12 protein-coding genes are annotated in these 12,733 nt (G+C 58.3%); 10 read left to right on the top strand and 2 right to left on the bottom strand.

Annotated features, from left to right (window positions below; genetic code table 11):
* Positions 1-114: 114 nt before the first annotated feature.
* On the bottom strand, positions 115-720 hold the full coding sequence (gene pdxH, locus ACP0GE_RS19540; protein ID WP_424833568.1) for a pyridoxamine 5'-phosphate oxidase: 606 nt from the start codon (positions 718-720) through the stop codon (positions 115-117).
* 135 nt (positions 721-855) lie between these two features.
* On the opposite strand from pdxH, the gene fabI reads away from it, so the two are divergent.
* From fabI to trpE, 5 genes are all read left to right on the top strand, one after another.
* A complete protein-coding gene (gene fabI, locus ACP0GE_RS19535) occupies positions 856-1,662 on the top strand; it encodes an enoyl-ACP reductase FabI (protein ID WP_424833567.1) in 807 nt (268 codons plus the stop codon).
* A gap of 4 nt (positions 1,663-1,666) precedes the next feature.
* Complete coding sequence (gene gpt / locus ACP0GE_RS19530) at positions 1,667-2,176, top strand: xanthine phosphoribosyltransferase (RefSeq protein WP_424833566.1); 510 nt, start codon at positions 1,667-1,669, stop codon at positions 2,174-2,176.
* A gap of 73 nt (positions 2,177-2,249) precedes the next feature.
* Complete coding sequence (locus ACP0GE_RS19525; RefSeq protein ID WP_424833565.1) at positions 2,250-3,425, top strand: aminotransferase; 1,176 nt, start codon at positions 2,250-2,252, stop codon at positions 3,423-3,425.
* 82 nt (positions 3,426-3,507) lie between these two features.
* Positions 3,508-5,349, top strand: coding sequence for a SurA N-terminal domain-containing protein (locus ACP0GE_RS19520; protein ID WP_424833564.1), 1,842 nt, complete (start codon positions 3,508-3,510; stop codon positions 5,347-5,349).
* 13 nt (positions 5,350-5,362) lie between these two features.
* On the top strand, positions 5,363-6,874 hold the full coding sequence (gene trpE / locus ACP0GE_RS19515) for an anthranilate synthase component I (protein WP_424833563.1): 1,512 nt from the start codon (positions 5,363-5,365) through the stop codon (positions 6,872-6,874).
* A 50-nt stretch (positions 6,875-6,924) separates the two neighbouring features.
* On the opposite strand, the gene ACP0GE_RS19510 is transcribed toward trpE, so the two are convergent.
* A complete protein-coding gene (locus ACP0GE_RS19510) occupies positions 6,925-8,424 on the bottom strand; it encodes a divergent polysaccharide deacetylase family protein (RefSeq protein ID WP_424833562.1) in 1,500 nt (499 codons plus the stop codon).
* A 197-nt stretch (positions 8,425-8,621) separates the two neighbouring features.
* On the opposite strand from ACP0GE_RS19510, the gene ACP0GE_RS19505 reads away from it, so the two are divergent.
* Genes ACP0GE_RS19505 through glp form a run of 5 tightly spaced genes read left to right on the top strand, consistent with a single transcriptional unit; the run spans position 8,622 to position 12,670 of the window.
* Positions 8,622-9,203 carry an anthranilate synthase component II gene (locus tag ACP0GE_RS19505; protein ID WP_424833561.1) on the top strand — a complete coding sequence of 194 codons (582 nt, stop codon included), beginning with the start codon at positions 8,622-8,624 and terminating at the stop codon, positions 9,201-9,203.
* Complete coding sequence (gene trpD, locus ACP0GE_RS19500) at positions 9,200-10,219, top strand: anthranilate phosphoribosyltransferase (RefSeq protein ID WP_424833560.1); 1,020 nt, start codon at positions 9,200-9,202, stop codon at positions 10,217-10,219. The genes ACP0GE_RS19505 and trpD overlap by 4 nt, the downstream gene beginning before the upstream one ends.
* Positions 10,216-11,028 (top strand): indole-3-glycerol phosphate synthase TrpC, encoded by an 813-nt coding sequence (gene trpC, locus ACP0GE_RS19495; RefSeq protein ID WP_424833559.1) that lies wholly within the window; start codon positions 10,216-10,218, stop codon positions 11,026-11,028. The genes trpD and trpC overlap by 4 nt, the downstream gene beginning before the upstream one ends.
* Complete coding sequence (moaC, locus tag ACP0GE_RS19490) at positions 11,028-11,501, top strand: cyclic pyranopterin monophosphate synthase MoaC (RefSeq protein WP_424833558.1); 474 nt, start codon at positions 11,028-11,030, stop codon at positions 11,499-11,501. The genes trpC and moaC overlap by 1 nt, the downstream gene beginning before the upstream one ends.
* Positions 11,498-12,670, top strand: coding sequence for a gephyrin-like molybdotransferase Glp (gene glp / locus ACP0GE_RS19485; protein ID WP_424833557.1), 1,173 nt, complete (start codon positions 11,498-11,500; stop codon positions 12,668-12,670). Before moaC ends, glp begins: the two co-directional genes overlap by 4 nt.
* The last annotated feature ends 63 nt before the right edge of the window (positions 12,671-12,733 follow it).

Here is a 12,733-nt window from a genome sequence, read left to right as displayed (position 1 = left end):
CCCATCACGATTGTGCTAGCTCGTTGAGGGTATGGTTTCTAGGAGATTGGCACACAAATTCAACCGGAAAAAGTCCTTTATTTATGGGCTGTTGCATTTCACGATACGCGAGAGTCATGGATTTAACCTCTGAATCTGCCATTCCGCATGCTCTGAACCCCACTTCCACTGGAACCTGTCATGCAACCGAAACGCCCCATCCGCCCAAAATTCAATCTCGGATGGCCTTAACCGGTACCCTCCCCAGAATTCCGGTCGCGGCGGGTTAGGCCCCAGCTTGGCCGTCACTTTCGCAACTTCGGCCATCAATGCGGTTCGGCTTTCCAATGGCTGCGACTGATGCGACGCCCAGGCACCCAGCCGACTTTTGAGAGAGCGCGAAGCATAATACTCATCGGCTTGGGGGCCGTCTTCGCGGGTGATTGTACCACGAACCCGGATTTGACGCCGCAAAGATTTCCAGTGCATCACAAAAGCCGCTTTTCCCGCGCTGTCCAGCTCTTCCGCCTTTGCACTGTGGTAATTTGTGTAAAAGACAAACGCATCCGACTCGATGTCTTTCAGCAACACCATCCTGACGTTTGGTAAACCTGTATCGTCCACAGTCGCCAGCGCGATTGCATTTGGATCGTTGGGTTCGACCTCTTCTGCCTCGGCAAGCCATCGCCGCGCAATTTCAAACGGGTTGGTGCCGGCAAAAATGCCACTGCGCTCACTCATTTCCATCCCCCGGAAACACTTGAGGCCAACCCTAAGGCGAGAACCCGCTGCGAGCAAGAGCGCATGGCCTTGATGCAAGGCAATCAATGGCATAAACCAACCAAACACAATGCGACGACTGGCGGAGAACCGAACATGTCAAATCAGTTGATGGCCGGAAAACGCGGCCTCATCATGGGACTGGCCAATGACAAATCCATCGCTTGGGGGATCGCGCGCGCCTTGTCCGACGCCGGTGCCGAGCTTGCTTTTTCCTATCAGGGCGACGCTTTGAAAAAACGTGTCGATCCGCTGGCCGCCCAACTGGGCAGCGAGATTGTTCTACCCTGCGACGTCAGTGACGAAGCCTCGATTGATGCGCTGTTTGCCTCGCTCGAACAGAAATGGGGCAAGTTGGACTTCGTTGTTCACGCCATTGGCTTTTCTGACAAGAACGAACTACGCGGTCGTTATGTTGACACCAGTCGCGCCAATTTCAATCTGACCATGGACGTGTCGGTCTATTCCTTCACCGCCGTAATGCAGCGCGCGGAAAAGATGATGTCCGAGGGCGGGAGCGCCATCACGCTGACCTACTATGGCGCCGAACAGGTGATGCCGCATTATAATGTCATGGGCATTGCCAAAGCCGCACTTGAGGCATCGGTCAAATATCTGGCCGAAGATTTGGGCAAGGATGGTATCCGCGTCAATTCGATCTCTGCTGGCCCCATCAAAACATTGGCCGCCAGCGGCATCGGTGATTTCCGCTATATCATGAAGTGGAACGAATATAACTCACCCTTGCGCCGCAACGTGACCATCGACGATGTTGGCAATTCAGCCCTTTATCTGTTGTCCGACCTGTCCAGCGGTGTGACTGGTGAGAATCTGCACGTGGATTCGGGCTATCATATCGTCGGCATGAAAGCCGTCGACGCACCGGACGTCGAAAAGGGTTAAGATCATGAGCTCTAAAGACCGCCTGCCCCACGAAAAAGGTTTTCATATCAGTTGGGACCAGATCCACCGCGACTCGCGCGCCCTGGCCTGGCGGCTGGACGGGCAAGGCCCCGACAACGGCGCCTGGCGCGCGGTGGTTGCCATTACCCGTGGCGGTATGGCCCCTGCAATGATTGTCAGCCGAGAGTTGGACATCCGCACCGTCGATACGGTCAGCGTAAAATCCTACCATCATCAGGCACAGGGCGAGGCGCAGGTTCTCAAGGCCCCCAACGCGGACCTGATGGGTAATGGTGAGGGGATTCTGATCATCGACGATCTGGTCGACAGCGGCAAAACCCTGGAACTGGTACGCGACATGTACCCCAAAGCGCATTTTGCCACCGTTTATGCCAAACCCAAGGGCCGCCCGATGGTCGATACTTTCATCACCGAAGTCAGTCAGGACACATGGATCTTTTTCCCATGGGACATGGCCCTGCAATATGTGGAACCCTATCGGGGCACCGACTGATCCCACATCTTCTTCTGTTCTAAAATACCTCGGAGCGCGAGGCAGAGCCTCGCAAAAAAACCGTCAGAACCTCATGACTCAAACCCGCACCAGCGCCACTTTCCCACCCCCGGTGATGGAGGCTCGGCGCTGGCTGGAAGGTGTCACATTTTCCGCTGATCGCCCGTTGATCAATGTCAGCCAGGCGGCCCCGGTTGATCCGCCGCCTTTGGCATTGCGACAGGCAATGGCCGAATTCGCAGTCTCCGAAGACAGCGCACATTTGTATGGGCCCGTGCTGGGCAATAACACTTTGCGAACAGAGCTGGCTGAGCAGATTGGTGCGCATTATGCGGCACAGGTGTCGGCGGATCAGGTTGCGATCACATCGGGATGCAATCAGGCATTTGCCGCCACGATTTCAGCGATCACCGATCAAGGGGATGAGATCATCCTGCCAACCCCATGGTATTTTAACCACAAAATGTGGCTGGATGTGGCAGGGGTAAAAGCCGTTGATTTGGCCACGGGCGATGATCTGTTACCCGATCCCGATGCTGCCCGCGCTCTTATCACCGATAAGACTCGTGCAATTGCCCTCGTAACACCCAATAATCCCGGCGGTGTTGAATACCCGGCCAACCTCGTCAGTGCCTTCTATGACCTTGCAGTCGAACACGGCATCCGGCTGATCGTTGATGAGACCTATCGCGACTTCGACAGTCGCAGCGGCCCGCCGCACGACCTTTTCCGCAAACCCGACTGGCAAAGCACATTTGTCCATCTCTATTCCTTCTCAAAAGCCTATCGCCTGACCGGCCATCGCGTAGGCGCAATCGCGACCGGCCCGGACCTGTTGGACGAGATCGAAAAGTTTCTGGACACAGTCGCCATCTGCCCCGGTCAAATGGGTCAGTTTGCTGCCCTGTGGGGAATGCGGAACCTGTCGCAATGGGTTGCAGGCGAACGTGATGAAATCCTCGACCGGCGGGCTGCAATCCTTGAGCATATGCCAGGCTTGACCAGTAAAGGCTGGCGCCTGCTTGGGCTGGGCGCCTACTTTGCCTATCTCGAACATCCGTTTGACCTGTCCTCGAACGAACTGGCACGCCGCCTTGTGTCTGAGGCGGGTATCCTGCTGCTGCCGGGAACAATGTTTGTGCCGGATCATAGCCCGTCCGGGAAACGTCAGGTGCGGGTGGCCTTCGCCAATCTGGACCGCGACGGTATCCGGCAATTGTTCGACCGCTTGCAGGCCCTATCCTTCTAAGCTTGCCCCCCGGCGATACGCATCGTATTCAGGGCCGCAACGACCGGCAGACCCCTGCCATCCCAAGCACAAAGAGGGCACTATGGCCGCAGGCATGAAAAACCTATCAAAGACATTTGTCTGGATCCTCATGGGCCTTTTGATGCTGGGCCTTGCTGGGTTTGGGGCGACCAGCCTGACCGGCACGGTGCGAAGCGTTGCTCAGGTCGGGGATGAGAATGTCTCGGTCGATGCGTATGTACGCGAGCTGCAGCGCGAGATCCGCGCGGTTGAGGCGCAGACCGGTCAGCCCATGCAGATTTCGCAGGCGCATGATCTGGGTCTGGACCAACTGGCCCTGTCGCGCCTCATCGCGCTGGCGGCTTTGGACAACGAAGTGGCCCAACTGGGTATCTCCATCGGTGACGAGAACCTGCAGGAAGAAATCGTACAAATCCCCGCCTTTCAAGGCGTGAATGGTACATTCGATCGTGACGCCTATCAGTTCCAGTTGGAACAGGTTGGCATGACAGACACCCAGTTTGAAACAGACCTGCGCAAAGAGTCCGCCCGCACTATTGTTCAAGGCGCTGTCATGAGCGGTGTGCAGATGCCCCGCACTTTGACCGACGCTTTGGCGAACTATGTATTGGCCCGGCGCAGCTTTACTGTGGCGACTCTCTCTGCCGACGCTTTGGAAACGCCAATTCCGGCACCGGCGGATGAGCAGATTCAAGCGTATTATGATGAAAACACCGACCAATTCACCCTGCCCCGCACCAAGCAGCTTACATATGCGGTGCTGTCCCCCGATACGCTGATCGATTCCATACAGGTCGAAGAAGACGACCTGCGCCGTCTTTATGAGCAGCGCGCGGAGCAGTACCAACAACCCGAACGCCGCCTAGTCGAACGGCTGGTCTATCCTGACGATGCCTCGGCCACCGAAGCACTGGCACAACTGGAAGTCGGCGGCGCCGATTTCGAGCAATTGGTCCGGGATCGCGAGCTTGAACTGAGCGATGTGGACCTTGGTGATGTCACGCGTGAGGATCTGGGCGACGCAGCTGATGCCGTTTTTTCGGCTGAGATTGACGATGTTGTTGGCCCTCTGCCGTCAACTTTCGGGCCTGCCCTGTTCCGCATTAACGGAACACTCGCCGCAAACAACGTGAGCTTCGAAGATGCCGAAGCGGAATTACGCCAGGAACTGGCGGCTGACCGCGCCCGCCGCCAGATCGAAGCGCAAGCAGAAGACATCAACGATATGCTGGCCGGAGGCGCAACTTTGGAAGAGTTGGCTTCGGAAACCGAGATGCAGCTTGGCCAGATCGACTGGACCCAGCAAAGCGATGAAGGGATCGCTGCGTATGATGGATTCCGCACCGTCGCGCAGGCGATCCAAGATGGCGATTTTCCTGAAATCGAGTTTCTTGAAGACGGCTCGATCTTCGCGCTGCGCCTGAATGAGGTTCTGCCTCCCCGTCCCGAGCTTCTGGAGACCGCCCGTCCGCGTGTGGTTGACGCGTGGACCCGCGCAGAAACCGCCAAAGCGCTGCAAGACCAAGGCAACACCGTATTGACCCAGCTTGCAACGGATGGCGATTTTACGGCAACGGGCCTGCCATTTCGGGTGGAAAATGCGCTAACTCGCACCGCGTTTCTGGAGGATGCCCCGCTGAACTTCATGACACAGGTCTTCGAAATGGAGCCCGGCGAGTTGCGTGTTGTACCCGGTTCGGGCACCGCCCTGATCGTGCGTCTGGACGAAGTTCTCCCCCCGGCGGAAACCGACGAACAGCGCCAGATGCAGGACGCCCTGGCAGCGCAGCTGAATCAGGCACTGGCCCAGAACATTTTTGACGTCTATGTCCGTGACGCTCAGACCCGCGCCCGCCCTGTGCTGGATCAGCAGGCCCTGAACGCCGTACAGGCCAGCTACTAATAAAGAGACCAACATGGCCCTGACACCCGAGTACGACACCTTCGCCCGCGCTTATGAAGCTGGCGAGAATCAGGTTGTCTACACCCGCCTGGCTGCCGATCTGGATACACCGGTTTCACTGATGCTCAAGCTGACGGGCGCGCAAAAGGACGCGTTCATGCTGGAATCGGTCACCGGAGGAGAGGTCCGGGGCCGTTATTCGATCATCGGCATGAAGCCCGACCTGATCTGGCGTTGTCTGGGCGAGCAGTCCGAGCTGAACCTCTCGGCCCGTTTCGATGCCGAGGCCTTTACCCAACAGGACGGCAACCCGATGGACAACCTGCGCGCCTTGCTGGCCGAAAGCCGCATCGCGCTGCCCGACGATCTGCCGCAAGCGGCGGCGGGGCTGTTTGGCTATCTGGGGTATGACATGGTGCGGCTGGTCGAGTATCTGCCGGATGTGAACCCGGCCCCGCTGGACATGCCTGACGCCATCATGCTGCGTCCCTCGGTCATAGCGGTACTGGATGGGGTCAAAGGCGAGGTAACGGTGGTTTCCCCTGCCTGGGTCAGCGACGGACAATCGGCCAAGGCCGCCTATGCGCAGGCCGCAGAGCGAGTGATGGACGCCGTGCGCGATCTGGAACGCGCCATGCCCGCCGAGACCCGCGATCTGGGAGAGGCCGAAGAGATTGCACCGCCGGTCTCGAACTTTACCAAATCCGGCTATATGGAAGCGGTCGAAAAGGCCAAAGAATACATCCGCGCGGGTGACATCTTTCAGGTCGTGCCAGCACAACGCTGGACGCAGGATTTCCCACTACCGCCCTTTGCCCTCTACCGCTCGCTGCGGCGGACGAACCCGTCGCCATTCATGTTCTATTTCAACTTTGGCGGCTTTCAGGTCGTGGGTGCCAGCCCCGAGATCCTCGTGCGGGTCTTTGGTAACGAAGTCACGATCCGCCCCATCGCAGGAACCCGTCCCCGAGGGGCCACACCCGAAGAGGATAAGGCCAACGAAGTCGACCTTTTGGCCGATAAAAAAGAACTGGCCGAGCATCTGATGTTGCTGGATCTGGGCCGCAACGATACCGGGCGTGTATCCAAGATCGGCACCGTTCGCCCGACCGAAGAGTTCATCATCGAGCGCTATAGCCATGTGATGCACATCGTTTCCAATGTTGTGGGTGACTTGGCGGACGACAAGGACGCATTGGATGCCTTCTTTGCCGGTATGCCCGCAGGCACCGTCTCGGGTGCGCCCAAAGTGCGGGCGATGGAGATCATTGATGAGCTTGAGCCGGAAAAGCGCGGGCTCTATGGCGGCGGGGTCGGCTATTTCAGCGCGGGCGGTGACATGGATATGTGTATCGCCCTGCGCACGGCCATCGTGAAAGATCGCAAGCTGTATATCCAGGCTGGTGGTGGCGTCGTCTACGACAGCGACCCCGAAGCGGAATTTATGGAGACGGTCCATAAATCGAACGCGATCCGCCGCGCCGCAGCAGACGCTGCACGCTTTACCGGCAACGGGAACGCATAGAAAAAGGCGGCAGAAGTATATCCTGCCGCCTGTTCTTTTCAAATTCGGCTTTACTGCACCGCGTTCATCATAACTGCCGAGATGGGCGCCATGGCAACCCGGTTGCCCCGATCCTCCAGCCCCCACAACAACAGGGCCGAGATCGTTTCGGGACGCACCCGGCCCAGCATGACCACTGCGCCCTCCTGTCCAGCCCGAAACGCGGCCTGATCCAGAAAGCGACGCATGACGTTCGGGTCCTGTCGGGCCCCATCAAAATCCCGGAACACGACGCTGGAGGGGATGCCATTTCGGGCGGCCAGCTTTTGGACCGTGTTCAATCCTTTACCCAAAGTGATCAATCCACGCCCGCTGTCGCCCGCAATCGCAGCAACCTGATCCGCCAGCTTGCGGTTACCCTGAATACCACTGTCGACACCTTCCAGAATGCCAACCGTTTCGGGCAATTCGTCCAGCCACACCGACATTGAAACCTCGGCGTCCTGTGCGCTTGCGGCTGCCGGCAAGTCAGCCATGGCCAGAACTTCGAAGCCAGCGGCCCTGTGCCGGGCCATTTTTTCGGCTGCTTCGGGGTCGGTCGGATGCACTGCAAAGGTCAACGGATAGGGAAAATCTTTCAACGCCTCAGCCCCATACGCACCTTCGTCATCGATCAGAATGATCGACATCAGCGGCTTGGCCTCGGGGTTTTCAAAGCTCGCGGCGTATTCTTCAATCGGCTTACCCGGGGGGGCTTGCTCCTCAACCACTGTTTCGGCCGGCGGGTCATCCCGTTCGGTCAACGGAACAATGCGTCTCCCAACTGAAGGTGTGGTTATAGACACTTGTTCGCTGCCAATCTGCGGCAGCGTTGCGATCCGAGGTAATGTGCGTGTTGCCGTATCTTCTTCACCTTCAACGGCGATGGGATTGTCTTCGACAGACGGCTCGGATTTCAGCTCTGGAAGTTCGATCTCGGGCGGCGCTTCGGTCTCGGGCTGCACCACAGCAATTTGCTCTTCCTCTGCCTCGTCCTGAACATTTTGCTCAGCCACTTCCGGTTCGGCTTCAGGCTGTTCTTCAATCACAGTTTCAGCAACCTCTGGCTCGGCAGCCGGAGCTTCCGGTGGCGTCGGCGCTTCCGCAACCGTTTCCGGTTGAACTTCGGGGGTTGGCCGCTGAGGAACAGGAGTCGCCGCCAATGCGGCCGGAGCTTCGGGCGCAACGGTGATTGTGGTTTCGCTGGGCACGGATGGCGCTTCCAGCGATGCAGGTATCTCACCAGTTTGCGGTTGCGCGGCGGGAGGTTCTTCCGCGCCTTCAAGCCCTGCCAGAGTATCCGCCTGCTCATCAGGGGTTTCTGGCGCCTGAGGCGGCAGATCGACCAGATCCGCTTCTCGTCCGGTACCGTCCATATTCTCGGTGTCTTCAAGCACCGGAGCATCGGCAACCTGAGGCGCAATTGTGGTCACTTGCGGCTTGCGAGTTAGCGGCGTGGTCAAAGACAGTGCCACGCTAAGAATCAGAACGGTGACCGCGCCTGCGATCAATCCACCAAAAAATCCGCCCATTGAAGTCTCGCCTCTCGCGTTGTTTCTTGCCTCATCACTCCGGGTGCCGTCTATCGCGACACTCGCTTGCACGTGCGCTGCGGGCGGATGTCCCCTTGACGCTGCCGCACAAGCCTGAGCATGTATGTCCCGACATTATACCGCGCCTCGGGGCTGCCTCGCCAGCCCGAAATGCTCAAACACAAGACACGTGCAAAATGCTGCTGCTGATCGACAACTATGACTCGTTTACCTACAACCTCGTCCACTATCTGGGCGAGCTTGGCGCCGAAATGGTCGTGCGCCGCAATGACGCGCTGGATGTGCAGGAAGCGATGGCCATGAACCCGGCCGGTATTCTGCTCAGCCCCGGCCCATGTGACCCGGATCAGGCCGGTATCTGCCTGGCGCTGACCGAAGCCGCGGCCGAGACCAAAACACCGCTGATGGGTGTTTGCCTTGGGCACCAGACCATCGGCCAGGCTTTTGGCGGCAAGGTCGTCCGCTGCCACGAGATCGTGCATGGCAAGATGGGCACGATGAACCACACCGGCAAAGGTGTTTTTGACGGTCTACCCTCGCCCTTTAAGGCTACACGGTACCACTCGTTGGTTGTGGACCGTGACACCTTGCCCGACTGCCTGGAGATCACCGCCGAGCTGGAAGATGGCACAATCATGGGCCTGCAACATCGCGAATTGCCAATTCACGGCGTGCAGTTTCACCCGGAATCCATCGCCTCCGAGCACGGCCATGCCCTGTTGAAGAATTTCCTGAATGAGATGAAAGTCCCCGCATGAGCGACGCCCTGAAACCGCTTATCGGTGCAGCCGCCGACCGCGCGCTGACCCGTGCCGAGGCTGAACAGGCCTTTGGCATCCTTTTTGATGGCGCGGCTACGCCCAGCCAGATTGGCGGTCTGTTGATGGCGATGCGCACCCGTGGTGAAACCGTCGAGGAATACGCCGCCGCCGCTGCCGTCATGCGCGCCAAATGCAACGCGGTGAAGGCCCCGGACGGTGCTATAGACATTGTCGGCACTGGTGGCGATGGCAAAGGCACGCTCAACATCTCAACAGCGACGGCCTTTGTTGTTGCTGGTGCGGGTGTGACAGTCGCCAAACACGGAAACCGCAATCTCAGCTCAAAATCCGGCGCCGCGGATGCGTTGGGGCAATTGGGTATCAACGTGATGGTCGGGGCGGAAACCGTTGAAAAGGCTTTGAAAGAAACCGGTATCGGTTTTATGATGGCACCTATGCATCACCCGGCCATTGCGCATGTCATGCCCTCGCGGCAGGAACTTGGCACCCGTACCATTTTCAACATTCTGGGGCCGCTGACCAACCCTGCCGGGGTCAAACGTCAACTGACCGGCGCGTTCAGTCGGGATTTGATCCGCCCAATGGCAGAGACCCTTGGCCTGCTGGGTTCTGAACACGCCTGGCTGGTACACGGCTCGGACGGCACAGACGAGCTGACGATCACGGGCATCAGTTGGGTTGCTTCGGTTGAGGATGGCACCATTCGCGAGGTTGAGGTGCATCCCGAAGACGCTGGTCTGCCGGTTCATCCGTTCGAGGATATCCTCGGCGGCACGCCCGAAGAAAACGCCGTTGCCTTCCGCGCCTTGCTGGATGGCGCACCTTCTGCCTATCGTGACGCTGTGCTGCTGAACGCGGCCGCTGCACTGGTTGTTGCCGATGCCGCCACAGATCTGCGCGAAGGCGTCGCCAAGGCGGCAGAAAGTATCGACAGCGGCAAGGCCAAAGACAAGATCGCCACGCTGGCGCGTATCACACAGGAAGCCGCATGACCGAAACCGTTCTGGACAGGATCAAAGCCTATAAGCTGGAAGAAGTCGCCGCAGATAAGGCCAATAAGTCTTTGGAAACACTGGAGTCCGAGGCCAATGCTGCCCCTGAGACCCGTGGTTTCGCCGAGGCGCTGCAAAAAGCCGCGCGCAAAGGTTATGGCCTGATTGCCGAGGTGAAAAAGGCCAGCCCTTCCAAAGGACTGATCCGTCCGGATTTCGACCCACCAATGCTGGCCAAAGCCTATGAGGACGGCGGCGCGAGCTGTCTGTCTGTTCTTACAGACACTCCAAGCTTTCAAGGTGCAAAGGAATATCTGACGGCCGCGCGCGACGCGACATCACTGCCCGCTTTGCGCAAGGATTTCATGTATGACCCGTATCAGGTAGTCGAAGCCCGCGCATTGGGTGCTGACTGCATTCTGATCATCATGGCCTCGGTCAGCGACGCACAGGCAGCGGAATTGGAGCAGACGGCTTTTGACTGGGGCATGGATGTTCTGATCGAGGTACATGACGAAGATGAACTGCAACGGGCAACCGATCTGAAAAGCTCATTGATCGGAATAAATAACCGCAATCTCAAGACATTCGAGACCTCTCTTGATACCACACGGCGATTGTCGAAACTGGTTCCGGGTGATCGAACCATCGTCTGCGAAAGCGGGTTAAATACATCTGCCGATCTGGCCGATATTGCCCGCTATGGCGCGCGGTGTTTCCTGATTGGCGAAAGCCTGATGCGTCAGGCGGATGTGGCAAAGGCCACGCATGATCTGCTCGCCAACCCTCTGGTTCCCGGGGTGATGTGATGCCGCTGACCCATTTCGATGCGCAGGGTCAGGCCCACATGGTTGATGTCTCTGACAAAGCTGTAACCGATCGAGTAGCCGTGGCTGCGGGTCACGTTAAGATGGCGCAGCAAACCTATGAAATCATTTCGGAAGGCCGCGCCAAGAAGGGCGACGTTCTGGGTGTGGCCCGTCTGGCCGGGATCATGGGGGCCAAGAAGACGCCCGACCTTATTCCGCTCTGTCATCCTTTGCCGGTGACCAAGGTCGCGATTGAGCTGAAACTGGACCCGGATCTTCCCGGCGTTCAGATCGAGGCGACCGTAAAAACCTCGGGTCAGACCGGAGTTGAGATGGAGGCCCTGACCGCCGTGTCGACCGCCGCGTTGACGGTCTATGACATGACCAAGGCCGTGGACAAGGCGATGGAAATCGGAGGCATCCGCGTTCTTCTGAAAGACGGCGGAAAATCAGGCCGTTACGAGGCGGAATGATTACCGTCGAGGAAGCCCGCGCGCAGTTGTTCGATCTGGTTTCCCCGCTACCCGCGGAAACCGTCTCGCTGAGTGATGCGGCAAGTAGAGTCCTGATCAAAGATGTGTCGGCAACCCGCGACCAACCCCCTTTTACTGCGTCGTCAATGGATGGCTACGCCGTGAAATCCACCGAGGTCGAACTGCACGCGATGTTTAAAGTCATCGGCGAAGCAGCGGCGGGTCAGCGATTTGACGGAACAGTCGGACCGGGCCAGGCGGTGCGGATATATACAGGGGCCCCGGTGCCCAAAGGCGCGGATTTCGTTGTCATTCAGGAAAATATCGACCGCCGTGGGAACCTGATCACAATCTCGGACGCCCCCGGACCCAAACCCAACATCCGTCCAGCAGGCATTGATTTCTCGACAGGCACCCGGATTTCCGCGCCTCGTCGACTGCGGCCAGAAGACATCGCTCTGATCGCAGCGATGAATATCGCCGAACTGTCCGTGACCCGAAAGCCCGAGGTCGCTCTGATTTCTACCGGAAACGAACTGGTGATGCCCGGAGAAAACCCCGGAGCGGATCAGATCATCGCCTCAAACACGTTTGGACTCAAAGCGTTGCTTGAGGACGTTGGAGCGCATGTGCGCATCCTTCCCATCGCGCAAGATACCGTCAGCTCATTGGAAACGGTCTTTCAGCTTGCGCAGGGCACCGATCTGATCGTGACCATCGGCGGCGCCTCGGTTGGAGAGTATGATCTGGTTTCCGACGTTGCACAGGCTCAGGGAATGGAGCGCGCGTTCTACAAGGTGCGGATGCGGCCGGGTAAACCTTTGATGGCCGGGCGCATGGGCGATGCGGCCATGGTCGGCCTACCGGGAAACCCGGTCAGCGCCATGGTCTGCGGCTATCTGTTCCTCGCACCGATAGTGCGCCGCATGTTGGGTCTCGAAACGGTTCTTGCGCCGTTTCAACGCGCCAAACTTGCTGAACCAATCGGCAAGAATGGCCCGCGAGAGCATTATATGCGTGCAATTGTGGATGATACTGGCATTCGGGCCTGCGTGGATCAGGACAGTTCCTTGCTGAGCGTGCTTGCCCAGGCCAACGCGCTTCTCGTGCGTGATCCGCACGACCCCGAACGCCCCGCCGGGGACGAGGTTTTGTACCTTCCAATATAACTCGACCGCAAATCCGTTGACACAAAACGTGAACATGCGTAGAACAAAAGAAAACACATGAAC

It is taken from the genome of Ruegeria sp. (assembly GCF_965243365.1).
In the GTDB taxonomy this organism is placed as follows: Bacteria; Pseudomonadota; Alphaproteobacteria; order Rhodobacterales; family Rhodobacteraceae; genus Ruegeria.
The sequence above is the reverse complement of the archived record's forward strand: the minus strand, read 5'-3'. Positions and strand labels throughout refer to the sequence as shown.

Coding starts and splice junctions, on each gene's coding strand:
- pdxH (WP_424833568.1), bottom strand. CDS start 720: ATGAGTGAGCGCAGTGGCATTTTTGCCGGCACCAACCCGTTTGAAATT.
- fabI (WP_424833567.1), top strand. CDS start 856: ATGTCAAATCAGTTGATGGCCGGAAAACGCGGCCTCATCATGGGACTG.
- gpt (WP_424833566.1), top strand. CDS start 1,667: ATGAGCTCTAAAGACCGCCTGCCCCACGAAAAAGGTTTTCATATCAGT.
- ACP0GE_RS19525 (WP_424833565.1), top strand. CDS start 2,250: ATGACTCAAACCCGCACCAGCGCCACTTTCCCACCCCCGGTGATGGAG.
- ACP0GE_RS19520 (WP_424833564.1), top strand. CDS start 3,508: ATGGCCGCAGGCATGAAAAACCTATCAAAGACATTTGTCTGGATCCTC.
- trpE (WP_424833563.1), top strand. CDS start 5,363: ATGGCCCTGACACCCGAGTACGACACCTTCGCCCGCGCTTATGAAGCT.
- ACP0GE_RS19510 (WP_424833562.1), bottom strand. CDS start 8,424: ATGGGCGGATTTTTTGGTGGATTGATCGCAGGCGCGGTCACCGTTCTG.
- ACP0GE_RS19505 (WP_424833561.1), top strand. CDS start 8,622: ATGCTGCTGCTGATCGACAACTATGACTCGTTTACCTACAACCTCGTC.
- trpD (WP_424833560.1), top strand. CDS start 9,200: ATGAGCGACGCCCTGAAACCGCTTATCGGTGCAGCCGCCGACCGCGCG.
- trpC (WP_424833559.1), top strand. CDS start 10,216: ATGACCGAAACCGTTCTGGACAGGATCAAAGCCTATAAGCTGGAAGAA.
- moaC (WP_424833558.1), top strand. CDS start 11,028: ATGCCGCTGACCCATTTCGATGCGCAGGGTCAGGCCCACATGGTTGAT.
- glp (WP_424833557.1), top strand. CDS start 11,498: ATGATTACCGTCGAGGAAGCCCGCGCGCAGTTGTTCGATCTGGTTTCC.